Source organism: Patescibacteria group bacterium (genome assembly GCA_041660565.1).
Lineage (GTDB): Bacteria > Patescibacteriota > UBA1384 > CAJBMM01 > CAJBMM01 > JBAZWC01.
The window spans coordinates 336,575-359,512 of record JBAZWC010000001.1 but is presented as its reverse complement, the minus strand read 5'-3'; the positions used below and the strand labels follow the sequence as shown (position 1 = coordinate 359,512).

Genomic DNA, 22,938 nt, shown 5'->3' with positions numbered 1-22,938 from the left:
ATGACCCTAATTCCCCCAATTGGCCTACTAATTCCCCTAAGAAAGGAACCATGGCCCAGCCTGGTTATAAAACACTAGCTTCCTTTATGATGGCGACTGTTGTATATGATTTAACAGTCAAATTTTGCAAACAGTTTGTTAATAGCAGAGAAAACAGTAGGCTGGTTGAACAAATGGTGCAAGCGGCGCGCAGCGGTAGGCAAAACATAGCTGAAGGTTATATGGAAAAGTCATTAAAGAGTTATATAAAACTGGTGGGCGTTGCAAAAGCGTCCCAAGAGGAGCTGTTGTTAGACTTCCAAGATTTTCTGAGACAGAGAAATTTGCCTTTGTTTAGCAAGGACGACCAAAATGTAAGGGTTTTTAGAGAGTTTAGGGCAATTTGGGTAACTGAAAACACCTTGAATACACCTAATTTTCCGAATGACCCAACTCTAGCGGCTAATATGTTAGTAACCTTTGTAAGTTTAACCACCTTTTTATTAGATAAACAGCTTCTTTCCCTAGAAGAAAAGTTTAAAACTGAAGGCGGTTATAGTGAAAAACTTTTTAATGCCAGAAAAGACCAAAAGAGGAAAGACGGTTGGGGGCATTAGGGAAATTTGGGACATTGGGGGAACCAAAACCCTAATGGTACCTTGTCCCCCCAATCACCCTAATGTCCCTAATTCCCCTAAGGCACCAGGAACCTTTTACACAGTGCTTTTACCTCTTGGTGAATAGCGCGGTGCAACTTAAGGTCTTCCGGATTTGATAATACGTCAATAATCCATTTTCCGGTTTGGTTAAATTGTTCTTCTTTGAATCCTCTGGTAGTCATTGCCGGTGATCCAAGCCGAATACCCGATGGGTCGGCCGGTTTTCTGGTATCACCCGGCAAAACTTGTTTATTTACAGTAATGCCAACGCTGTCTAGTAGATCTTGGGCGCGTAAGCCACCTAGGCCAAAAGGCGTGACGTCTAGTAAGAGTAGGTGATTCTCTGTGGTTGGGTTCCAATTAGAGGGAGGACAATTTGAAATTTGAAATTTGAAATTTGAATTGAAGGAATTTCTTTTTAGGGGGTGTAGGGGCGGACTCATATGTCCGCCCGCCATGGCTGGAACCTCGGGCAATTCATGTTGACCACCGGTCATCCGATGCGGTAGCGAGGACGGTGCCCCTACAGTATCTGCTAAGGCTTTTGCGTTAAGAATAACTTGTTTGGCATAGTCCTTAAACTCTGGATCTAGGGCTTCGGCAAAGCAAATGGCAATACCGGCAATGTTATTATCGTGCGGGCCGCCTTGAATTCCGGGAAAAACTGCGCGGTTAATTTTTTTTGCCATTTCTTCATCATCGGTCAAAATAAATCCACCTCTTGGCCCGCGCATTGTCTTATGGGTGGTTGAGGTTACAACGTGCGCATACGGGTAGGGTGATGGGTGCACGCCACCAGCCACTAGTCCGGCAATATGCGCCATATCTACCATCAAAATAGCACCAACGCTGTCGGCAATTTCTCTGAATCTCTTAAAATCTATTATATAAGGATACGCACTACCACCAGCAACAATCAGTTTTGGCTTATGGGTTTTGGCTAATTCTGCAACTTGATTGTAATCTATGCGTCCGGCATCATAAGCACTAAATTCGAAATCCGAAGCACGAAAAGTACCATTTTTTTGAATTTCTTTTTTTGAATTTTGGATTTGTTTTGTATTTCGTATTTCGTTTTTCGAATTTTCTTCATGTAGTCCATAACTAACAATATTATAAAGTTTTCCCGGTAAACTAAGTTTGTGTCCGTGGCTTAGGTGGCCGCCCATATCAAGCGCCATCGAAAGTATAGTATCGCCCGGTTGTAACAAAGCATTATAAACCGCTAAATTGGCCGGTGTGCCGGAATATGGTTGCACGTTTACAAATTGATATTTGAACAGTTGCCGAGCAAGTTCAATGGCCTTGGTTTCAATTTGGTCAATGACCTCTTGGCCACCGTAATAACGTGCGCCAGCATAGCCTTCGGAATATTTATTGGTTAAAACCGAGCCCAAAGCGCCGCGAATGTTCTTAGACGCGTAATTTTCAGACGGAATTAGCTCCATGCCTTCTTGTTGGCGCGTTTCTTCAAGTTTGATTAGCTGCAAAATGTCTGTTGCGTTACTCATAGTTATTCTCAATTGGATTGATGGGATTAATTGGGAGACAATAATAATTTTAAATTATTAATGAATGAGTACCGAATGATTAAATTTTAAATGGTTCCTTATTTAGTCATTTAAAAATTGGCTATCTTTTCATTAAAAATTGGAAATTTAAAATTGAAAATTGGTCTTTATAAGTTCTTTTACGCTTTTTGCTCCGAGGTCGCCATCATCACGGGAGCGGACGGCAATTTTCTTTGATTCGACTTCTTTATCGCCAATAACCAAGACAAAAGGCACTTTTTGCATTTCTAGATCTCGGATTCTTTTGCCCAAAGTCTCACGTCTGAGGTCTAGGTTAACCCGAACTCCACTTGCTTTTAACTGATCGACAATGGTAGTGGCATAGCCGTTATGCCGATCTGCAATTGGTACCACCACCGCTTGCACCGGCGCTAGCCAGACCGGAAATACGCCGGCGTAATGTTCAATTAAAATGGACATGAATCGTTCAATTGAGCCCATAATGGCGGCGTGAATCATAATTGGGGTCTCATCGTGGCCGTCAGCATTGGTGAAACTCAAGCCAAATCGCGTTGGCATATTCATATCCAGTTGGATGGTTGCCACTTGCCACTCTCGGCCCAAGGAATCAATACCCATAAAGTCAATTTTTGGCCCGTAAAACGCCGCTTCACCAATAGCCTCAGATGCGGTGGTTTTTTTGATTTTGACTACTTCTCGTAACGTGTTTTCCATTTTATCCCAGGTTTTGGCATCACCAAGATATTTATCTGGTTGAGATTGGTCGCCAAGTGATAGACGAGCAGCTGTTTTGATGCCAAATTTACCATAAAAATCATCTACAATATCCCAGATTGCCAGTATCTCGTCTTTTATCTGGTCTTCGCGGCAAAACACGTGGGCATCGTCTTGAGTGATGGCTCTAACGCGGGACAGTCCGTTTAATTCACCGGTTTGCTCATCACGATACACAAACGTAGTGTTGGCGTAGCGTTGCGGCATTTCTTTGTAGCTCCAACTTTTGCGGGCAAAAATTTGAGTGTGGTGTGGGCAGTTCATTGGCTTCATCGCAAATTCGTGGCCTTCACGGGTGTTAATTCTAAATAATTCGTCCTTAAACTTATCCCAGTGCCCACTTTTAACATATAAATCTTTTTTGGTGATGTGGGGGATTTCCACTTTTTCGTATCCCTTAGCACGACGCAAACTCCACACAAAATCATCAAGTAAATCGCGAACAATAGTCCCTTTTGGTGTCCACAATGGCAAACCGGCACCAACGAGGTCGGAAAAGGTAAATAGATCAAGCGTTACACCTAATTTGCGATGATCGCGTTTGGTGGCTTCGTCGATTTGCTTGAGGTATTGGTCTAGTTCTTCCTGGGTCTCAAACGCTACGCCGTAGATACGGGTGAGCATCTGATTTTTTTCGTCACCTTTCCAGTATGCGCCGGCAAGATGGGTTAGCTTAAACGCGCCAACTTGGTCGGTAGATTCAAGGTGCGGCCCAGCGCAGAGGTCAACGAAAGAATTGGGTTGATTGGGGGATTCCAAGCTATAAAAACTTAATTCCTTATCGCCTAGGTCTTTAATCAATTCAAATTTGAATGGTTGATCTTTTTCCTTTGCCAATGCTTCATCGCGGCTCAAATTAAATTGGCGCAAAGACATTTTTTGTTTGATAACTGATCGCATCTCGTTTTCGATTTTGATTAGATCGTCGGGTGATAGGGGAGATTCGAACAGAAAATCATAATAGAACCCGTTTTCAATTACCGGGCCTATACCCAGCTTGGTTTTGGGATACAAGTTTAGCACCGCAGCCGCTAAGCAGTGGCTTAGAGTGTGGCGCATTTTCTCAATTTGAGAAGACATTTCTTTGGTTTTGGGTGTGTTTGTGCGTATTTGTTTCATAATGCCAATATAGCATAAAGAAAACGTTTGGGGAATTAGGGAGATTAGGGTGATTGGGGGTGCGGGGTACTCATTAGGGTAAGAACCCTAATGTCCCAAATGCCCCTAATTACCCAAATCGTCTTTGGTTTCCCCCAATTCTTCACCTTCGGCGGCTGGTTCTTCGGCGGCCATTTCAGCGACTGCCTCTTCCTCGGTCTTTTCTGGCTCTGCTAGTTCGGCTTCAAGTTCAGCTTCGGTTAACGGAGCCTGCGCAACTACAATTACCAATTCCGGATCGGTTAGAATTTCCATGCCGTCTGGGATTTTTATGTCAGATACGTGAATTGCTTGATCAAATTCAGTTAGAGATGAAACATTTACTTCAAAGTTTGGTACCAAATCGTCTGGCAAACATTCAATCTCAAGAGCGTCTAAGTTGAACACCAATTTACCATCTTGCTCGGTAACTACACTGGAATCACCCACAAATTCAATTGGAATTTCGGTGCGGATTTTTTCTTTCATATTTACCTGTAACAAGTCAGCGTGAAGAATTTCATTGGATACCGGATCAAGGCTGACCGATTTGATTAAAGCTTTAATTGGTTTGGCGTCTTCAATAGCAATATCAACTAAGCTAGAGGTACCGCTTTCTTTAAATAACTTGGAGAACAGTTTGGCGTTGGATTGCAGGTGATGAGTTGGCAAGCCTTTTCCATACATTACCAATGGAATTAGACCGTCACGTCTAATAGACTTAACTTTTTTGCCAGTTATTTTGCGGGTATCTGCGTTTAGTTGTAGGCTCATATTATTCCTTATGTCGGCTCCTCACCCGGCTTCCAGCCACCCTCTCCTCAGGGAGGAGAGGGAAAAACCTTGGAACCCTTCTCCTCTGGAGGAGAAGGTGCCCGTAGGGCGGTTGAGGAGGAATTACTTTTTAAAAACTTTGTTAAAATCACCCTTGAACTTGGACAGTTGAGTTCTAAATTGCATTACATCATCCGGCGTAACTACCTTTAAGACGTTTTGTGATTTTTCGCCAACCACGGTGATGGTGGCCATAGCGCTATGATTTTCACAAACTAAATGAAACAAGTAATTGTTCTTAAAAGCGCTACGTAGGTGAATATTGTTAGCCTGATATGGCTTGCCACAATGTACACAACGCAAATTGCTTTGAATTTCCAAACAGATTTGCTTTAGTTGTAAATTGTTCATAATCACCTAAACCATATTATAAACGAAAAATAGTTTTTTTACAACAGGAAAACGATTTGGGAGATTGGGGTGATTAGGGGGATTGGGATAGTGTAGAACCTATTAGGGAAAGAACCCCTAATGTCCCAAATGACCCTAATTTCCCTAATTGGTCTAATAATTAAGATTCCCGCGTCTAAAGCCGGAGTAAATTAACAAAAACGCCGGGATAATTAACCAAGCGGTGTGATATTGCCAAATTAGAGTGATGAGTTTGGACTGATTGCTAAATAAAACCAATCTGTCCACCGGTAGGAATGATAGTATTGTTGAAATTAACAACGTTACCCACAAAAAGCTAAACAAAGTAGACTCAAACATAGACAGGCTGTCAGATTTTCGCCCGGTTGGTATCACCGACAGAAAGCTGGAAAGAATGATGGTTAAAGCAAGAAACAACAGACCCGAAACCATTTGCGTTGTGGCGTCATTTTGTACCCAAAGTTGATTCATTAAGAAGCTGTTATGATGTAAAAAATTATACACCGGAGTGGTGATAACCGAGGTAACGGCCAATGAAATATAGGCCGAGGCAATTTGCCCGGCAATTCGTTCTCGATGCAAAATTAGACTATATCCAACACCAATAACGTAAACTAATACAATTACTGCGTCCCAACTTGGTGATGTTGCGCCCATTTATCCTGCCCCACATTATTTGATCTATAAGTATAGTATGGAATAAGTAGTCGTTGTGGTCAATAGGAAAAGGACGGTTAGGGTAGTTAGGGACGTTAGGGATGTTGGGAGAGCGTAGAACCTATTAGGGAAGGAACCACCCTAACAACCCTAAACTCCCTAACACACCCTATGGCCTCTTACATAAAACAGCGTAGATCTGTTGCAATTGATCAGCGGTTTTTTCGATAGAGTAGTTTCTAACGTCTCTTAAGCCACCGATGCTGATTTTTTCTCTTAAATCTTGGTCTGAAACAAGCGCAAATAAGTGTTGGAAAAACTGATCCGTGCCCACTTTTGCCTTTAACCCGTTTACCTCGTGCTTAACAATATCGCCCGGGCCTAGCATATCGTACACCACGCTGGGACATCCGGCCGCCATCGCTTCAATTAATACGATGCCTTGGGTGTCTGTTAGCGATGGAAAGGCAAATATATCACAGGCAACAAAGTAATTTATTAGATCTTCGTGTTTTAGTGCGCCCAAAAACGTAACCACCGATTGCAATCCTCTAGCTTCTACTATCGTTTCATACGCTTTGCGCTCGGGGCCATCACCTGCTAATAATAATTTGACTTTAGGATTGCGCACGTGAATGCGCCCAAAATCGATTAATAATTGTTTGACATTTTTTTCTTCAGATAACCGCCCGGCGGATAAAATATAAACCTCATCTGGGTTAAATTTAAGCATTGCTCGCAATTTTTTCTTATCATTAAAACGGTAATCCTTTAGCTCAATACCGGTTGGGAGCGCTACAATGTCGGTTTTGACTTTGTAACTCTTGAGCATCTTAGCCATGCTGGGGGATGGGGTGATGACCAAATCAAATTGGTTGCACATTTTTTTAGTCCACCAGCGCATAATTGGTTTGGCTAAGAACGATAATGGCCCGGCATAGTGCGAATATCCCTCAAGATGAGTGTGATAAGTTAAAACATGTGGCAAATTGGCCTTTTGCGCACCTTTTAGACCCAGCCAGCCACAGGCAAACATACCTTGACAGTGGACAACGTCTGGTTTGGTTTCGCTGATGATGGCTGAGATGTGGGATTTGCTTGGCCATGCTACCGGATGCGTTGGCTGCCCGATCAGAGGTAGCGATGGTAGGCGAAAAACGTGAGATCTAGACTTAAAGCTTTCGGCGGCAGAGTGTGGGGCGACAATATCCACTTGATGGCCATTTTTTTCAAGTTGATGCCTAAACAGTTCAATTGAGTTAACGACGCCGTTAATGGTTGGAAGATAGGTTTCGGTGCAAACAAGTATTTTCATAGTGCCATTATAACAGAAATAGGGCAATTGGGGGAATTAGGGAGATTGGAGTGATTGGGAGAGCGGGGGACCAATTAGGGAAGGAACCACCCTAACAACCCTAAACTCCCTAAAAATCCCTAACGGTCTTGGCAATTCCCTTTCTTTTGTGTTATAATCTTTATCGTTAGGGTCGTTAGCTCAGCCTGGTTAGAGCACCTGCCTTTTAAGCAGGGTGTCCTGGGTTCGAATCCCAGACGACCCACCAATTTGCTATCGCTCGCGATAGCAAATAAATTCTAAATTATAAATACTAAATTCTAAACTTTTGAATTTTTTATTTTGGATTTATTTAGTGCTTAGTGCTTAGAATTTAGTGCTTAATACGTTATGACCCCACACTACGTCTATTATAACTAAACATTATCAATTAACTCATCGAGGAGATACGTTGAAACAAGGTTGTTCAAAACAAATTCTCTATATATTTATTGCCCTGTTTGTGGGCATAGCTTTGTTTGGTTATTTACGCCCCCGCCAAGCCACTTCTCAAACTGTCCCAATCTCAGAAATATCGAATGAAGTAACCAATAACAACGTTAAGCAAATTACGGTTGTTGGAGAAAATACTGTCAACGCTACGCTTAAAAACGGTAGCCAATTAACATCACAAAAAGAAAGCTCGGCTCAGCTTAAAGACTATAATATCACTCCAGATAAAGTCAGCATAGATATTCAGCCATCCAGCAATAGCGGCCTGTGGATTACTCTGCTCTCTGCCATCGTGCCGGTGGTATTAATTATTGGTTTCTTTTACATTATGATGCGCCAAGCTCAGGGCTCAAATATGAAAGCGATGTCTTTTGGTAAATCTAAGGTTAAGGCGTACGAATCTAACAAGCATTTGAGTTTTAAAGATGTGGCCGGTTTAGTAGAACCAAAGCAAGAACTAGAAGAAGTGGTGGAATTTTTGCGCTCGCCTGGCAAGTTTTTGGCGATGGGCGCCGAGATTCCCAAAGGCGTTCTTTTGGTTGGACCTCCCGGAACCGGTAAAACAATGCTGGCCAAAGCGGTTGCCGGCGAAGCTCGCGTACCGTTTTTTGCCATGTCTGCCTCCGAATTTGTGGAGATGTTCGTGGGTGTTGGCGCTAGCCGCGTGCGCGATCTGTTTCAAAAAGCCAAGCGTAACGCTCCGTGTATCGTTTTTATCGATGAATTAGACGCTATTGGGCGACAACGTGGCTCGGGCTTAGGCGGTAGTCATGATGAGCGCGAACAGACCTTAAACCAAATTCTGGTTGAAATGGATGGGTTTGAAACCGAAGCCAACGTGATTATTATGGGCGCAACTAACCGTCCAGACGTGCTTGATCCTGCTTTGCTTCGTCCCGGACGATTTGATCGTAGGGTGATGGTTAATTTGCCTAATAAAGACGAGCGCGTGGCAATTTTGGAAATTCACTCTCAAAATAAGCCGTTATCAAAAGAAATTGATTTGGCTCGTATTGCTGCCATCACTACCGGTTTCTCTGGCGCCGATCTTAAGAATGTGGTTAATGAAGCGGCCATCTTAGCTGTTAGAGACGGTAAAAAAATTGTTACTCAGCATTATATCCGTGAAGCGGTAGAGCGCGTGGCCATGGGGCCTGAGCGCAAATCACATCGTTATACCGACGCAGAGCGCAAAATGACTGCATATCACGAAAGCGGTCATGCCGTTTTGGCGCAACTAATGCCAGAGGCCGACAAGGTAGAAAAAATCACCATCATTCCGCGTGGTATGGCTGGTGGATATACTTTAACCACTCCACTGGACGATCGCCATTATGTCAGCGAAAATCATTTTAAGGCTGATTTAGTGGTGATGATGGGTGGCTGGGTGGCTGAAGAATTGATATTTAATGAGATGACCACCGGTGCGTCAAATGATCTGAAAAACGCCACCAAAATTGCCCGAGATATGGTGATGCGCTACGGTATGAGTAAAGAACTTGGGCCTCGTACTTTTGGTGAGCACGAAGAGATGATCTTCCTTGGCCGCGAAATTTCAGAGCAGCGCAATTATTCCGAAGAAGTGGCAGCCAAAATCGACAAAGAGGTCTACAAAATTGTGGACGAAGCGCAATTAATGGCTAAAAAATTGCTTTCTAAAAATCGCGCTGTATTAGACAAACTTTCAGCGTTGTTGCTTGAACAAGAATCAGTTGACCGAGCTACGTTTGAAGGACTATTTAGCTAGGGGGAGGGGACGATTAGGGAGTTTAGGGGAGTTTGGGATGTTAGGGGAGGTTATGACACCCCCAACTGCCCTTACAACCCTTACGCCCCCTTATTGGTCTTTTTGTTCTCTTTCAGGTAAAATAGATCTTACTACAACAAAATGTATGAGGGTAAATGGTTGATCGGATAAAAGGTCTAGTTAACGGTGAGCACAGCTTAAAATCTGCGACAGTTTTGTTGACCATTACACTGTTCTTAAGCAATGTTCTTGGATTGCTGCGGGATATTTTGTTGTCTAACCGTGCTCAATCTTTATCTCAGCTTGATCCGTATTTTACCGCCTTTCGTATCCCAGATTTAATTTTTAATCTACTGGTACTGGGTGCAATTGCATCGGCATTTATTCCAATTTATACCGATTTGCTCAAAAACAAATCACAATCCGACGCTACTAATATGGCAAATACGGTTTTGGGAACGCTAACTTTTTTTGTCACCATTGCCTTGGTGATTTTGTTTTTTCTAATGCCTATAATTATTCCGCTACTTACCCCACTCAGCGCAGTCAATACCATGGCGCGGCAAACCGAAACGATCAATTTGGCGCGAATTATGCTACTTTCGCCATTCTTTTTCTGTCTATCATACACAGTTTCCGCCGTGCTAAACGCACATCGTCGTTTCTTTACGTATAGCGTAGCGCCGCTGGTTTATAATCTATCTATCATTGTGGGCGCATTGCTGCTACCAAAATATGGCATCAATGCGGTGGCGTGGGCGGTGGTGGTTGGCGCAGCGCTTCACTTTGGTGTTCAGCTCCCATCGCTTATTGGAGTGGGCATTAGATTAAATCCAAAAGTAAATATGTTTGATAAAAATGTGGGTAAAGTGGTGATGCTAATGATCCCGCGCACATTATCACTCGGGATGATGCAAATTGTACTGTTATCATTTACTCGTATTGCTGCTACGATGTCCGCTGGTGCATGGACTATCTTTAACTTTGCTAATAATTTTCAAACTACCCCGGCGCTGATTTTCGGTTCATCGATGGCTACCGCGGTTTTCCCTACGCTCACCGACGCCGTAGCCGAAAAAGATCATGACAAATACCAGCACTATTATCTCCGCACCTTGCGTGTAAGCTTATTTGTACTAATACCCGCTACCATTTTAGTCTTCTTGCTTCGCGCTCAAATTATGCGATTATACATTGGTCTTAACCATCATACTTCATGGGAAGATACTATTCGCGCTATCAACACATTGTCTTGGTTTTGCATCTCGTTCGTGGCTCAGGCGGTAGTATTTATCACCGCCAGGGCGTTTTATGCTTTGCAAGACACCAAGAAACCAATGTACGCCAGCGTTATTGGTTGTTTGGCCACGGTGGGCGCGGCGGTTGTTTTGCCTCAGCTGTCTTGGTTTAGTAATGCATCTGGTTATGATGTGGCATCACTGGCTCTGGCGTATAGTTTTGGAATGTGGGTGCAAGCGGTATTAATGATTATTTGGCTACCGTCGCAGTGGAGGGGTGATATGACAAAGGTGTACCGTCGAATTTTGCCGATCAGCTTTATCGCCATTATCTCCGGAGCCTTATCTTGGCTCACCCTACGCATAATTGGCAATGGGTTAAATTTGAATGATATTGTGCCGTTTGGGTTTGAAGGATTTGGCACCAGAACCGTTCTTGGCATTATGATTCAGGCGTTTGGGGCAGCGGTGGTTGGCCTTGGCAGCTACGCCTTAATGGCAAAATGGTTCAATATGGAAGAGCTTGGCTGGCTGATTAGGAAGAAAAAGCTTGAGGAATAAATCCTCTATGAAAATATATATTGACCAATCGGGCAAAGTTGAGCAAACACAAAAAGACACGGTTTTGGCGTGTGTATCTTACATGGGTAAGTCCAAGCAGTTTCGTTCAGTTAAGATATCTGCTCGCACCAAAAGACGGTTGCAGGATATCTTTCGGCAGGTAGGGCGGCCCCGAGATTTTGTAATCTATGTTTTTAGTGCTGCCTGTTATTTATTATTTAAACCGGATTTGATACATGAGCCTGATGTCATCATAGATATAGAATACCCTGGTCAGGAAAAAAATATTATTAAAATTATAAATGCTTTATGCGCTGATAAAAAAATACCTGATCCGATGGTAAGTTTCTCTCTCCTTGGTAAGCTATCCGAGGCTCATGACCGAGCGATTAAAACACTTCATAAGCAATACAAAACTGACTTGATATTGTCATTTGAAACAATATACAAGGAATGTTTTTCAACAAAAAATGGACGTCCAGCGCTTAAATACCAGGTCGCAATGACTTCAGGTAAATCGGCACCGCTACGTCCAAATCTATAGATAATGTATCAAAAGGGTTACAAAATGTCAAGTCTAAAAACCCAAAAAACCAATTTGCATTCTTATTTGCGGTTGTCTCCGTGGGCTTTGTTTGTGCTGATTGTGTTACTAATTATGGGTCTAATATTTTTCACAATCTGGATTATTGTGCCATTTCGCGATAGCTTAAGCAAAAAAGCATGGAACTCAACCTCATTTTCGGCCAAATGGTTTCAGGTGATACTGCCAAAACCATCTAATAATAGTCAAGAATATTTTGTCTATATTACCGATAGTCAAATAAACTACATTATCACTCAATTAAATATCCCAAACACCAAAAACCTTTCGTCCAAAACAACTGCCACTCAAATAGAAACTACCGGTACTTACACCACACCTACCGATCTGCCGTTAATATTTTATTGGATCCCAAAGGTTGATTCTAATGGTAAGCTAACTGTCAGTGTAAACGATCTTACCGTAGCTGGGGTGCGGTTGCTGCCTTTAGCGACTACCGAAGTGCGTGCCGGATTAGCAGATTCGCTATCAAACTTGATAAATAGTCGAATTATTGGTAAAATAACAAATCTAAAGCTTGAGCAAGGTCAAATAACCGCAACAGTGGTAAATTAATGAACAATATTCGAAACTTTTGTATTATTGCACACATTGATCACGGCAAGTCCACTCTTGCCGATCGTCTTTTAGAAGTAACCAATACCGTAGCCAAGCGCGAAATGAAAGAACAGCTTCTCGATACTATGGATATCGAGCGCGAGCGTGGTATTACCATCAAATTGCAACCAGTGCGAATGCACTACCAATTCCAAGGCCAGGAATATGAGCTAAATCTAATCGATACCCCCGGACACGTCGATTTCTCTTACGAAGTGTCGCGCAGCTTGGCCGCGGTTGAGGGCGCGATCCTCCTTGTTGATGCGGCGCAAGGAATTGAGGCGCAAACTCTGGCCAATTTGTATATGGCAATGGAGCATAATTTAACCATTATTCCGGTAGTCAATAAGATTGATTTACCATCAGCCGAGCCGGAAAAGGTTAGTGAAGAAATTGTTAAACTGCTCGGAATCTCTAAAGATGAAATTATATTTGCATCAGGAAAAACTGGTCAAGGCGTAAATGAAATTCTAGCCGCCGTAATTGAACGTACTCCTGCTCCAAAAATTGATCCCAGTAATGAGCTAAAGGCACTCATTTTTGATAGCATTTTTGACCCGTATCGCGGGGTGATTGCGTATGTTCGAATAACCAGTGGCGCGTTAAAAGCGCATCAAAAAATCAGGATGATACAGGTCAAAAGTGAAACCGACGTAATTGAGGTGGGATATTTTTCGCCAACTCTTAAACCATCAAATACAATCTGTGCCGGGCAAATTGGCTATATTATCACTGGTTTCAAAGATGTTAGTTTGGCGCGCGTTGGTGATACGGTAACGCTTGAATCAGACCAAAATGTAGCTGCGCTTGAAGGATATCGTCAAGTCAAGCCGCTGGTTTACGCTGGCATTTTCTCCGTTGATGCAAACCAATATCCCGAATTACGTGAAGCGTTGGGCAAGCTAAAACTAAACGACGCTGCGTTAATTTATGAACCGGAAGTCTCTGAAGCGCTGGGATTTGGGTTTAGATGCGGCTTTCTTGGTTTATTACATATGGAAATCGTTAAAGAACGGTTAGAGCGCGAATATAATTTGGATTTAATTGCCACTTCGCCCAGTGTTTCGTACCAAATCACCATAAACAAACAAGCTGACGGTGTCGAATCGACCATCATTATCCACACCCCATCCGAACTGCCAGAAGTTACTAAAATTGCTGAAATAGCCGAGCCGTGGGCAGTGGTAGAAATAGTGCTGCCAAAAAGTAACATTGGTGCGGTAATGGAGATGGCGGGAAACAAGCGTGGCATCTATGTTAACTTAGATTATTTAGATGAAGATCGTGCCATTCTAAAATATCAGTTGCCAATTTCTGAGTTAATTGTCGACTTTTACGATCGCCTTAAAAGCATTACTTCGGGATACGGCTCAATGAACTACGAGATGCTTGAATATCGCACCGGTGATTTGGTTAAACTGAACATCCTAGTCGGCGGCGAAGAAGTAGATTCGCTTAGTCAAATTGTGCACCGATCAACCGCAATCGAAAAAGGCCGCATCATTTTAGCCAAACTTAAAACTTTAATCCCACGCCAATTATTTGAGGTGATGTTGCAAGCAGCCATTGGCGGCAAAATAATCGCTCGTGAAGACATTCCGGCGGTAGGCAAAAACGTTACTGCCAAATTATATGGTGGAGATGTAACTCGAAAAAATAAATTATTAGACAAACAAAAAGCCGGTAAAAAAAGGTTAAAAAGAATCGGTAAGGTAGATATTCCTACCGAAGTGTTTCTAAAATTATTGAAGAACTGAAGGTGGTTAGGGGGGGTGGGGTGATTAGGGGCATTGGGAGGGCCGATGGTACCCCTAACTTCCCTAAAATTCCCTAAGCCCCCTAACTGGTCTCAAAAAAGGCAACCCGCAGAGCCGGATGGCTCCACGGGCGTGAGTTGGGCGGTTTAAGCCCAGTATGGTGGGTTGTTGATCTCGATCTCGTTGCGGACGGTTGGCGTTTTGACAATGCCTGATGTTCGAAGGCCGCTGATAAGTGCCTTGCACTGTTTCCTACAGGTGTCATTTGTTGAGTATATGACCACTGAGCAGGCACGATTTATTGACTCGTACGGCAGAATCTGGAACCCGTTCTGGACGCCTATCTGTCCATCTGGCAGGAAGTCGCCATTGCCATGCCTTCTGGTGAAGATCTGCGCCAGGCAGACAGCTTCGGTCAGATCGGATAACGGGCCAAACTTCAACGATGCCAGGCGACGGCAAGGCATCGTCGGGTACAGCACAACCTCCGTGATCCTCAATTGTTTCCCTCCGTCGTGCTAGCGTTGTGTTAGTTATACCATTTTTTATGGCAAAGTTCAACCCGCAGGCGGTTGGCCTACGGGCTAGTGCCGTTCAAAGCATAAGAGAAGTCCTTGCAAACATGCGCTTTGAGTTGCGAGACATTGTCCGGGTCAATCTCCCCGGTGTTAATGCGCACCCAAAGCCCATATTCGTCTCTGGCGACCATCACCACGAATCCGTTCTGCGGGCCTTGCAGGCCACGGCCGCGATCCTTATCTGTGCCATGTTCGCGAGTATAGTCTTGAGCCAGTTGGATTCCCTCCAACGTATCCGATTCTTGATCTATTCTGAACGCTGCCACCCGACCAAGACAGTTATCGGGTGGGTACACCTCAACCAGCGCAATCTCCATCACTCACCCCCGTGAAGCGATTAAGTTTCCAAAGTTAGTTGTACCACTTACTTCAAATAGAGTCAACGACGTTATGCCCTTTGTCATCCCCGTCCCGCTAAGCGGGACTTAGGGGCGCTAAGCGTCCCGACATTATATTCGGGGATCCAGAAAAATATGAATTTTATTATAGGCTGGATTCCCGCCTTCGCGGGAATGACGAGAAAAATAGATTGCTAAAAAAATAAAAATATGGTAACATATAAATAATGTAGCGGGGTGGAGCAGCGGCAGCTCGTGAGGCTCATAACCTCAAGGTCGTAGGTTCGAATCCTACCCCCGCCACCAAATTTAATACTTATGGCGGTGTAGCTCAGCGGTTAGAGCAAGGTCTTCATAAGGCCGAGGTCGGTAGTTCAATTCTACCCACCGCTACCACATCTCCAAAATTTTAAATTTTAAATTTTAAATTTTTAAACAGCGCGGAAGGCGTTTTTTTGTTATTCCGAGTGTGATATATTGAATTGTCATGAATAAAAATATTAGTTCAAACACAATTACTTTACATCCACATTGGCTTGGATTGGTAACGGCCGTGCTAAGATCAATTATAAAAATTGCATCGATTGTATTGATATTACTAGTTGTGAACAATCTGTTGGTTTCAAACCCGAATTTGGCCGGGATAATTTTTGTGATCGCGCTAGCTTTCGTGTGTCTCGACCTCTATAATCTTATGCAATATTATTGGCGTTGGCTAAATTCATTGCTAATTTTTGATCAGGACAAATTTGAGATTAATTTAGTCAGAAAATGGCAGATAGTTCGATTTGCGGTTGATAAATTACAGATCGAAAAGATGACAATTAGGTATCCTTCCAAACTACATCAACGTGTAAATCTTGGTGTGATGCATTTGATGATGGCTGGGAATGTGATTACCTTTCCGTTAATGCGCTTTGATTCCAGTGTCAGTCTCAATCGAGAATGGAACGAACCCGCAGAAAGACCTGTAAGGATTCTTTCTCAGATTTCTCCAACGCGGTCGCTCGAGCCAGCTCCACGGGTCGAAATGACAATGGTTAAAGGCAGAGACGAAACGGATCAGTCGTGGTTTGACCAAATCAGCCAAAAACCGATAAAATATATTCCGGAAAGAGTTGAGCGTCAGGTATCCAAGAAAAATAATGCAACGTCAGATCCAATTGAACTAATAGAAGGTCAGGTAGTGTATTTGAGATGAAAGTTGACCTGTTTGATTATAATTTGCCCGAGAATAAAATTGCTCAAGCACCGGTGCGACCGCGTGAGCGAGCAAAAATGCTGGTGTATAGCAGAGAAGCAGATCGAATTTTAGATAGAACGGTGGCAGATTTGCCCTCGTTTATTCGCTCAGGAGATTTGCTTGTCTTTAACGTCTCGAAAGTGAGGCACGCGCGGTTGATGGGAGTTCGCCAGAGTGACGGCAAAGAAATCGAAGCGTTAATTTTAAAATCACTGAGTAAAGATGGACAATTTGAGTGTTTACTTAGGGGGAAAAACATCGAGATTGGAGAAAAGATAAGATTTGATGATGTTCATTGTGAAATAATTAATAAATTAACCGATGGGATGGGGCGGTTTATTATTCAAACCAATTTATCATCCCCCGATTTCATCCTGTTTTGCGAAGAATTTGGTCACCTGCCTCTGCCACCTTACATTCACAACCCGCAACTAGCCGGTTTTGAAGACGAGTTATATCAACCCATTACCGCCAAAATATTGGGTAGCGTGGCCGCACCTACCGCCAGTTTGCACTTTTCACCGGAGTTATTGGAGAAGCTGAAGCAAGGCGGAGTTAAAACCGCGGAAGTGATTTTGCATGTTGGGCTGGGCACGTTTTTGCCGGTGAGGGTGGAAAATACGAACGATCACGTAATGCACTCAGAGGCGGTAGAGGTGTCTCAGGCGGTAATTGACCTCATACATCAGACAAAAGCCAATGGGGGCAGGGTGGTGGCAGTTGGGACCACTGTGGCCAGGGCGCTTGAATCAGCCGGAAATCAGCCGTATTTTGGGGAGACAAATTTGTTTATTACCCCGGGCTATCGGTTCAAAGTGGTCGATTGCTTATTGACTAACTTTCATCAGCCAAAATCTACGCTGCTGATGTTGGTTTCGGCGCTTACGGGGCGAACTAAGTTATTTGATTTATACGATCACGCCCAAAAATCAAATTATCGTTTTCTCTCTTTTGGCGATTGCATGCTTATAATTTAATTTTCAATTTTCAATTTTCAATTTCAAATGAATGGTTGCTAATTTTAAATGACTAAATAAGGAACTTTTATAAAATTTAATCATTCGGTACTTATTCATTTAAAATTTTGCCTTTAAAATTTAAAATTCATGGCGACTCAGGCACTTGTCTGAAAAATTGAATAGCTCTACAATTATAATATGAGAAATCTCTCACGGGGGATTATTTTTGTGGCAGTGGGGCTGGTTTGGATTTTCTTTTCTCGTTCCACGTTGGCGTTTTGGACGCTTAACACCGCCGATATTCAGTCAAATCCACTGTGGGCCGGGGACAAATTGGTTTGGAACGATAATCGCCTGGGATACGAGGCGATTTTTGTGCGTCTTGGGGATGGGGCTGTTCAACCACTTTTGGCCGCGCCTTCTGCTTTAGTGGCCGCGTCTGATAAATACGTTCAGTTTATCTCGGATGGTAAAACTTACTATTTGTGTCTTACATCAAATACTATTTTTACCTCAGTGCCAGATTTTGTGAAAAACGATTTGTCATATCGATTATTATCAAATGGTGGTGCAGAAATTGTATCAACCCAAATCAACGACATTGTAATAACAATGGTTGATCCGCCAGCATTTACAATTTACAGCGAGTTTAGTGCTAACCAGTCTCACTTTTTTGGCTCGTCAAATGCGGCGTCGGTTACTCTATCAGCCAAAAGCGACAGTAATTTATATAATCAAACTGCTTTGGTTTTGGATCAAGGTTGGGATATCGCTCAACTTATTCCGATAAATGCTCCAGATGGAGAATACATTATCTCTGGTATTGCCACTTCATCAATCGACGTTTCAGGATCGCCTCAAGTTGTAGGAAAAATTATAATCGATCATACTCCGCCGGCAATCGATCAACTAAATGTCGAAATTCAGGTTGATCAAATAAAATTGCATTGGCATACCGATGAAAAAACAACCACGCAAATTGTTCTGACACCAATGCAAAGCGATCTTAAAGCAATCACTAAAAATTATAAATCTTTAACCAAAAGCCATACCAACACTATTAGCTCGCTTGTCCCATCGGTTAGATATTCCGGGGTGATTATCGCAACCGATGTAGTGGGAATTACTAGCGAATATCATTTTAAAATCGTCATGCCCTCATTACACTCAATCAAGCCAAATGATTATGCTGAGCTTGCGCCAAGAGAAAAAGGAATCTGGCGAGGATATCTACTGGCTGAGCCGGGCGTAATTGCCGAAGACAAGGCGTTAATTATGTTAGATAAACCGTATATTTTAGATTGGACCGTTGGTCGGCCGCCGCCTGGGATGGTGCGGGGATCGAATGTGGTAATTTACGGCACGGTAAACAGTAAGGGCAACAGTATTTTGATGCATGGGGCGTACAGCATCGAAGTGCTTAACGGGTCGGCCAACGTCGATTCCGCTTGGATTGGGGTGAGTGGGGTTTTGACCAGTGTGGCAAAATCGGGCTGGAAAATTAAGTTGGTAGATGGGACGATTGTTGAAGCGGAATGGTTAAATTATCCGTCAAATCTCCCTAAAATTAAAGATAAAATTGCGATTTTTGGGCTTAGATATCAAAAAAGTAGCGGAGACTGGGTAATTGCCGCGACTGATTGGCAGATGATTGAACCGGCAGTGGTAAAAACGACAACTGTGTACGCGTCGGTCGTTAATTCGACATCAGTTATTGCACCAACCGAGTTTATAACGGCGACCACGTATCAACAAACAGATACGCAATCCAGTGACAAATCAGATCAAACGTGGTATTATTTAGGTCTGATAGTAACCGAGGTGGTGATTTATAAAATCTTCTTTTTATCTAAAACTAAATAATTTAGCTGATACAGATAAACTGGGCCAATTGATAGGACGGAGTTGTATTGGTGGTGAGGTGATTTTTTTGACCGGAGAGCTTGGTGCGGGCAAAACCACGCTAACGCAATCGATTGCAAAAGAATTGGGCGTTCAGTCAAGCGTATCAAGCCCAACATTTGTAATGATAAACGAGTACCAGTTAGCAGATCAAAATATTTTAGCGCATATAGATTTGTATCGTACCGGAAAAATAGACGATGTAAAATCGATTGGTTTAGACGAGTTGCTTGGGTCAAAAGATGTGATTTCGATTGTTGAATGGCCGGAAAAACAGCCAGTAATCGAATCTTTTGGTCATATTCATCTTACACTAAGCCGGATTGGTCAAAAACGACAGGTTTTAATCGAGAATCATGGTGAGGATGAAGAAAGCTTAAGATTGTTTGAAACAATAACACGAGCATGTCATTCCGTGCTTGACACGGAATCTATATAATAAAGTCTTTTATAGTCTGGATCCCGGGTCGAGCCCGGGATGACAAAGGAAAAGAATGAAAATATTATCAATAGACACTACAACTGAAACAACTAAACTCGAAATCATAATCGACAAGCAAGTAGTTGACCAAATTGCGTGGGAATCCGGGCGTAATTTAGGGTCGGAGCTGTTGCCAAAAATTGATCAATTGTTAAAACAAAATAAAATTGTACTGTCTAATCTAAATGCAATTGTGGTTAATCCCGGCCCCGGGTCTTTCACCGGTACCCGAATAGGTGTGGCTACGGCAAATTCGCTGGCGTTTGCACTGGATATTCCGGTTTCAACATCAGCTAACGTAAATCATGGACATTTTTCAAGCCCGGTGGCGCCGGTTTATAGTTCCGAACCATCGGTCACAATAAAAGAATCCAATCATTCCAATTAGTCCAATTTATCCAATTGGAGTTAGAAAAAGACTATTTTAATAGAGAATCTATTGCTTTGGCCAAATCGGTCTGAGTTAAGGTGCCGCCGTAACGGGTGTCATTTAGAAAAATAGCCGGCGTTTCGGTAATCGACAGTGCATTGCCGTCTGCCACGTCTTTATCTACCACATCGTCAGCTGTTTTTAGTTTGTCAAAATCACTGGTAAATGTACTCTGATCAATTCCCACTAACACTGCAAAGTTGGCAAAAATGCTGCGAAAGTTGGTTGAATCTTGCCAGTTTGCATGGTTTTCGTATAAGAGGTCAGACATTACCCAAAATTGGTCGTGCTGGTTGGCAATTTCGGCGGTTACCGCCGCCGAGTACGAATTGGGATGATTAGCGGTGGGGAAAAAGCGAAATTGATATTGTAGGTCGTTTGGATATTGTTCTAGCAGGGCGTTTTTTATCGCCCTGAAATCGGCGCAGGCGACGCAAGCAAAATCGCCAAATTCCACCATCTTAACTTTGGCGCTTGTTTTGCCTTTTGTCGGGGCATCAACTCGCCAAATAGTGGCTTCGGCAGACTGCTGATGATCTGACGTTAGGACTATGGCAATTACGGCCGCAACGGCGAGAACAAATAAAGTAATTACCACAAAATAGCTATTATTTATGTGTTTCACTGGAATGGATTCTTTCTTGAGGTTTCTCCACTGTGGTCGAGTTGACACTCTCCCCGAGTCGAAATGACAATCTGAAGTTAATTATTTTTTGTGTTTTGGGAAATGGAATGTAGTGCCTTTGAATTTTGCCAAATCTTCCTCTCCAAACCTTTTTTTAGCACAATTACCGCACAACACCTCGCCGTTATTAGATAGGTAACCTAAACCAACTGCATCGGACTGAAATGCTGATCGCGCTGGGTAGGTGGCAGAGGCAACGAATGGTTCGCCAATATCAATTGATTTTCCGCACTCCGAGCAGTCAAACTCATCAACTAATATCACTTTTTACCTCCATCTTTGTTCGCCGGCTTCGCTAAAACCGGGATTAACTGATAATGAACTTGTTTGCCCACATCCATTATATCAGTTTCAATGTCGGGAGCGTGAGTTTTCAGATAATCAATGATGGCAAGATCAAAGGGGGAAACAGCAATCATCTCTACCAAATTATCATGATGTTCTTTAGGCACCTTTTGCATGATCAAATTCATAATGTTGTGGTCAAAAATGGCGTAAACCATTTCTTCTAGTTGATCGCGTTCATCACTTTCAAGCTCATACTGATCTAAAAGATGTAACGCTTCATCTAATGGTACCAGATGGGCGTAAAATAGTTGGCTCATTTGAAACTCCTTGGTCCTAATTGATTTGAAGGAACGTCGGTTAAAATTGGCAGGGCAATGACTTGATCGTTGCGTGGACCGCCAGAAATGGCGCTACCAAGTGCATCCATTACTTCTGGGGAGCCGCCAAATACTTTTCGAGTGCTAATTCCGGGGCCGGCGTCTCTGATGTCTGTAACTTGAACGCTAACTCGGTTGCCATTGCGGGCGTTCGGAGCCTGAATAACCAGATAGCGTTGCCCAGCCAGGTTTTTGGATGCGGCGGTGCCAAACTGATCTGAAAGCCATGTTTGTGCCACAAAGTAATTAAGTTCTTCGGGACCGGCGGGTGCGTATCCCCATGCTCCGCGCCCTGGGGTAATTCCGGTTAAAATGGCAAGCGGGTCTCGCGAGTTAACGTGATTCGAGGCAGTGTCACCCGGTTTGGTTGGTAGATGCTGCTCGGCACCCATATATCCATAATGATCTTTCAGTTCAAACCCGGAGGCGGTTTTATTACTGATTTCTAGATTAAATTGTTGTTGGATTAACGTTTCAATTTGGCTAAGCTGACTGTCTGTAAGTTTGCCCTCTCGTGCTAACGAAGTGCCAATAATGCGCTGTAGAGCATCCTTAAATTCATCTTGGGTCATTTGGTGAACATTTGGATTAGTTGGGCCGGGAACCAATGATGTTTGAGACACCTCGGGGATTTTGGCTTGTGCCTTGTCTGTATGTATGGTCTGAGTATGAATAGGCGCAACAAACAAACTACTGGCCAGCGCAGCGCCGGCAAAAGCCTTGGTGCTACCGTGGCGTAAATGTCCAAGCACAATGCGATGTTTACGTAATAATTTTTTGGCATGTTTGTGGGTATGGTGAAAAGTCTGCTGAACTTGCGCTTGCTGAGTACGCAGTTGGCTATGCAGCCGCTTAAACTCCGGCGATTTTTTGTAATTCTTAAAATAATCGAGTAGATAGTTATTCATTTTGCTGATAATCCACTTTTTCCTTTGCCCACATTAAGGCGTGCATTATGTCTGGGGTTAAATCGGCAACAGATTTAATTGTAAAATAATGGCTGGTTTTTCCCACCTGCAACCGATTTGCTGATTTAAGGTTGGGTGATATCGGCTTGTCTTGTGGAAGATCTACGAAAACGTCGATGCTACCATCACCAATATGTACATATGCAAACGGCTGGCTGGATTTTATCGCAATAAGCTGATCAAACGGTTGCACCGTAATGCCGTTAAAGCGATTTAGCTTAGCGAGCATATTTTGAAATAGCGGTTGCAGTAAGGTGCGCCGCCCTCGGAAATACCCGCTTAACTCGTCGGTTACGCACAGGTGATGTTCGGGCTTTTCCACAAAGCGTTCTCTACAATGTTTGCACTGCCACATAATATCAGTATGAATTAAGGATCGAGTTGGCGCAAGTCAACAAAGCACTAAGCACAAAATTCGAAATACGAAACAAATTCAAATCCAATCAATCCAATTG

At 43.1% G+C, this 22,938-nt stretch carries 23 protein-coding genes and 3 tRNA genes; 14 read left to right on the top strand and 12 right to left on the bottom strand.

Going from position 1 to position 22,938, the window contains the following annotated elements:
• Positions 1-50: 50 nt before the first annotated feature.
• The gene (locus WC773_01785; protein ID MFA6082131.1) at positions 51-596 is read left to right on the top strand and encodes a four helix bundle suffix domain-containing protein; all 546 of its coding nucleotides are present in this window, start codon (positions 51-53) and stop codon (positions 594-596) included.
• 77 nt (positions 597-673) lie between these two features.
• Here WC773_01785 and glyA read toward each other — a convergent pair whose 3' ends face one another.
• From glyA to WC773_01755, 6 genes are all read right to left on the bottom strand, one after another.
• A complete protein-coding gene (glyA, locus tag WC773_01780) occupies positions 674-2,149 on the bottom strand; it encodes a serine hydroxymethyltransferase (protein MFA6082130.1) in 1,476 nt (491 codons plus the stop codon).
• A gap of 147 nt (positions 2,150-2,296) precedes the next feature.
• Positions 2,297-4,063, bottom strand: coding sequence for a threonine--tRNA ligase (gene thrS / locus WC773_01775; protein MFA6082129.1), 1,767 nt, complete (start codon positions 4,061-4,063; stop codon positions 2,297-2,299).
• 105 nt (positions 4,064-4,168) lie between these two features.
• Positions 4,169-4,855, bottom strand: a complete 687-nt coding sequence (locus tag WC773_01770) for a 50S ribosomal protein L25 (GenBank protein MFA6082128.1) — start codon at positions 4,853-4,855, stop codon at positions 4,169-4,171.
• A 123-nt stretch (positions 4,856-4,978) separates the two neighbouring features.
• Positions 4,979-5,266 (bottom strand): hypothetical protein, encoded by a 288-nt coding sequence (locus WC773_01765; GenBank protein ID MFA6082127.1) that lies wholly within the window; start codon positions 5,264-5,266, stop codon positions 4,979-4,981.
• Between the two features lie 153 nt (positions 5,267-5,419).
• The gene (locus tag WC773_01760) at positions 5,420-5,944 is read right to left on the bottom strand and encodes a hypothetical protein (protein MFA6082126.1); all 525 of its coding nucleotides are present in this window, start codon (positions 5,942-5,944) and stop codon (positions 5,420-5,422) included.
• A gap of 169 nt (positions 5,945-6,113) precedes the next feature.
• Positions 6,114-7,259 (bottom strand): glycosyltransferase, encoded by a 1,146-nt coding sequence (locus WC773_01755; protein ID MFA6082125.1) that lies wholly within the window; start codon positions 7,257-7,259, stop codon positions 6,114-6,116.
• Between the two features lie 169 nt (positions 7,260-7,428).
• On the opposite strand from WC773_01755, the gene WC773_01750 reads away from it, so the two are divergent.
• The 6 genes from WC773_01750 (at position 7,429) to lepA (ending at position 14,234) form a co-directional block, all read left to right on the top strand.
• Positions 7,429-7,506, top strand: a tRNA-Lys gene (locus tag WC773_01750).
• 183 nt (positions 7,507-7,689) lie between these two features.
• Positions 7,690-9,477, top strand: coding sequence for an ATP-dependent zinc metalloprotease FtsH (gene ftsH, locus WC773_01745; protein MFA6082124.1), 1,788 nt, complete (start codon positions 7,690-7,692; stop codon positions 9,475-9,477).
• A 155-nt stretch (positions 9,478-9,632) separates the two neighbouring features.
• Entirely contained in the window at positions 9,633-11,276 is a 1,644-nt protein-coding gene (gene murJ, locus WC773_01740) for a murein biosynthesis integral membrane protein MurJ (GenBank protein ID MFA6082123.1), read from the top strand.
• Between the two features lie 7 nt (positions 11,277-11,283).
• Positions 11,284-11,820, top strand: coding sequence for a hypothetical protein (locus WC773_01735; protein MFA6082122.1), 537 nt, complete (start codon positions 11,284-11,286; stop codon positions 11,818-11,820).
• A gap of 24 nt (positions 11,821-11,844) precedes the next feature.
• Positions 11,845-12,435 (top strand): hypothetical protein, encoded by a 591-nt coding sequence (locus tag WC773_01730; protein ID MFA6082121.1) that lies wholly within the window; start codon positions 11,845-11,847, stop codon positions 12,433-12,435.
• The gene (lepA, locus tag WC773_01725) at positions 12,435-14,234 is read left to right on the top strand and encodes a translation elongation factor 4 (GenBank protein MFA6082120.1); all 1,800 of its coding nucleotides are present in this window, start codon (positions 12,435-12,437) and stop codon (positions 14,232-14,234) included. The genes WC773_01730 and lepA overlap by 1 nt, the downstream gene beginning before the upstream one ends.
• 577 nt (positions 14,235-14,811) lie before the next feature.
• On the opposite strand, the gene WC773_01720 is transcribed toward lepA, so the two are convergent.
• Positions 14,812-15,108 (bottom strand): hypothetical protein, encoded by a 297-nt coding sequence (locus tag WC773_01720; protein ID MFA6082119.1) that lies wholly within the window; start codon positions 15,106-15,108, stop codon positions 14,812-14,814.
• 273 nt (positions 15,109-15,381) lie between these two features.
• Here WC773_01720 and WC773_01715 point away from each other — a divergent pair.
• The 7 genes from WC773_01715 (at position 15,382) to tsaB (ending at position 20,123) form a co-directional block, all read left to right on the top strand.
• Positions 15,382-15,456 (top strand) — tRNA-Met (locus WC773_01715).
• Between the two features lie 14 nt (positions 15,457-15,470).
• A tRNA-Met gene (locus WC773_01710) sits at positions 15,471-15,546 on the top strand.
• A 91-nt stretch (positions 15,547-15,637) separates the two neighbouring features.
• Positions 15,638-16,351, top strand: coding sequence for a hypothetical protein (locus WC773_01705; protein ID MFA6082118.1), 714 nt, complete (start codon positions 15,638-15,640; stop codon positions 16,349-16,351).
• Positions 16,348-17,370 (top strand): tRNA preQ1(34) S-adenosylmethionine ribosyltransferase-isomerase QueA, encoded by a 1,023-nt coding sequence (gene queA / locus WC773_01700; GenBank protein MFA6082117.1) that lies wholly within the window; start codon positions 16,348-16,350, stop codon positions 17,368-17,370. The genes WC773_01705 and queA overlap by 4 nt, the downstream gene beginning before the upstream one ends.
• A 180-nt stretch (positions 17,371-17,550) precedes the next feature.
• Positions 17,551-19,215 carry a hypothetical protein gene (locus tag WC773_01695; GenBank protein ID MFA6082116.1) on the top strand — a complete coding sequence of 555 codons (1,665 nt, stop codon included), beginning with the start codon at positions 17,551-17,553 and terminating at the stop codon, positions 19,213-19,215.
• The gene (tsaE, locus tag WC773_01690; GenBank protein MFA6082115.1) at positions 19,184-19,693 is read left to right on the top strand and encodes a tRNA (adenosine(37)-N6)-threonylcarbamoyltransferase complex ATPase subunit type 1 TsaE; all 510 of its coding nucleotides are present in this window, start codon (positions 19,184-19,186) and stop codon (positions 19,691-19,693) included. The genes WC773_01695 and tsaE overlap by 32 nt, the downstream gene beginning before the upstream one ends.
• 55 nt (positions 19,694-19,748) lie before the next feature.
• Positions 19,749-20,123, top strand: coding sequence for a tRNA (adenosine(37)-N6)-threonylcarbamoyltransferase complex dimerization subunit type 1 TsaB (gene tsaB / locus WC773_01685; protein MFA6082114.1), 375 nt, complete (start codon positions 19,749-19,751; stop codon positions 20,121-20,123).
• 31 nt (positions 20,124-20,154) lie between these two features.
• Here tsaB and WC773_01680 read toward each other — a convergent pair whose 3' ends face one another.
• From WC773_01680 to WC773_01660, 5 genes are all read right to left on the bottom strand, one after another.
• A complete protein-coding gene (locus tag WC773_01680; protein MFA6082113.1) occupies positions 20,155-20,790 on the bottom strand; it encodes a thioredoxin domain-containing protein in 636 nt (211 codons plus the stop codon).
• Between the two features lie 81 nt (positions 20,791-20,871).
• Positions 20,872-21,114 carry a hypothetical protein gene (locus WC773_01675; GenBank protein MFA6082112.1) on the bottom strand — a complete coding sequence of 81 codons (243 nt, stop codon included), beginning with the start codon at positions 21,112-21,114 and terminating at the stop codon, positions 20,872-20,874.
• Positions 21,111-21,455, bottom strand: a complete 345-nt coding sequence (locus WC773_01670; protein MFA6082111.1) for a hypothetical protein — start codon at positions 21,453-21,455, stop codon at positions 21,111-21,113. Before WC773_01670 ends, WC773_01675 begins: the two co-directional genes overlap by 4 nt.
• Positions 21,452-22,423: a hypothetical protein gene (locus WC773_01665; GenBank protein MFA6082110.1), complete on the bottom strand. Its 972-nt coding sequence runs from the start codon at positions 22,421-22,423 to the stop codon at positions 21,452-21,454. Before WC773_01665 ends, WC773_01670 begins: the two co-directional genes overlap by 4 nt.
• Positions 22,416-22,838, bottom strand: coding sequence for a DUF5655 domain-containing protein (locus WC773_01660; GenBank protein MFA6082109.1), 423 nt, complete (start codon positions 22,836-22,838; stop codon positions 22,416-22,418). The genes WC773_01665 and WC773_01660 overlap by 8 nt, the downstream gene beginning before the upstream one ends.
• Positions 22,839-22,938 lie beyond the last annotated feature (100 nt).

What these genes read in the sequence shown, in the direction of transcription:
- WC773_01785 (MFA6082131.1), top strand. Translation starts at nt 51, where the DNA reads ATGGCCCAGCCTGGTTATAAAACACTAGCTTCCTTTATGATGGCGACT.
- glyA (MFA6082130.1), bottom strand. Translation starts at nt 2,149, where the DNA reads ATGAGTAACGCAACAGACATTTTGCAGCTAATCAAACTTGAAGAAACG.
- queA (MFA6082117.1), top strand. Translation starts at nt 16,348, where the DNA reads ATGAAAGTTGACCTGTTTGATTATAATTTGCCCGAGAATAAAATTGCT.
- thrS (MFA6082129.1), bottom strand. Translation starts at nt 4,063, where the DNA reads ATGAAACAAATACGCACAAACACACCCAAAACCAAAGAAATGTCTTCT.
- WC773_01730 (MFA6082121.1), top strand. Translation starts at nt 11,845, where the DNA reads ATGTCAAGTCTAAAAACCCAAAAAACCAATTTGCATTCTTATTTGCGG.
- WC773_01770 (MFA6082128.1), bottom strand. Translation starts at nt 4,855, where the DNA reads ATGAGCCTACAACTAAACGCAGATACCCGCAAAATAACTGGCAAAAAA.
- murJ (MFA6082123.1), top strand. Translation starts at nt 9,633, where the DNA reads ATGGTTGATCGGATAAAAGGTCTAGTTAACGGTGAGCACAGCTTAAAA.
- WC773_01670 (MFA6082111.1), bottom strand. Translation starts at nt 21,455, where the DNA reads ATGAGCCAACTATTTTACGCCCATCTGGTACCATTAGATGAAGCGTTA.
- WC773_01660 (MFA6082109.1), bottom strand. Translation starts at nt 22,838, where the DNA reads ATGTGGCAGTGCAAACATTGTAGAGAACGCTTTGTGGAAAAGCCCGAA.
- WC773_01765 (MFA6082127.1), bottom strand. Translation starts at nt 5,266, where the DNA reads ATGAACAATTTACAACTAAAGCAAATCTGTTTGGAAATTCAAAGCAAT.
- WC773_01695 (MFA6082116.1), top strand. Translation starts at nt 17,551, where the DNA reads ATGAGAAATCTCTCACGGGGGATTATTTTTGTGGCAGTGGGGCTGGTT.
- tsaB (MFA6082114.1), top strand. Translation starts at nt 19,749, where the DNA reads ATGAAAATATTATCAATAGACACTACAACTGAAACAACTAAACTCGAA.
- lepA (MFA6082120.1), top strand. Translation starts at nt 12,435, where the DNA reads ATGAACAATATTCGAAACTTTTGTATTATTGCACACATTGATCACGGC.
- WC773_01755 (MFA6082125.1), bottom strand. Translation starts at nt 7,259, where the DNA reads ATGAAAATACTTGTTTGCACCGAAACCTATCTTCCAACCATTAACGGC.
- WC773_01665 (MFA6082110.1), bottom strand. Translation starts at nt 22,423, where the DNA reads ATGAATAACTATCTACTCGATTATTTTAAGAATTACAAAAAATCGCCG.
- WC773_01760 (MFA6082126.1), bottom strand. Translation starts at nt 5,944, where the DNA reads ATGGGCGCAACATCACCAAGTTGGGACGCAGTAATTGTATTAGTTTAC.
- WC773_01705 (MFA6082118.1), top strand. Translation starts at nt 15,638, where the DNA reads ATGAATAAAAATATTAGTTCAAACACAATTACTTTACATCCACATTGG.
- WC773_01735 (MFA6082122.1), top strand. Translation starts at nt 11,284, where the DNA reads ATGAAAATATATATTGACCAATCGGGCAAAGTTGAGCAAACACAAAAA.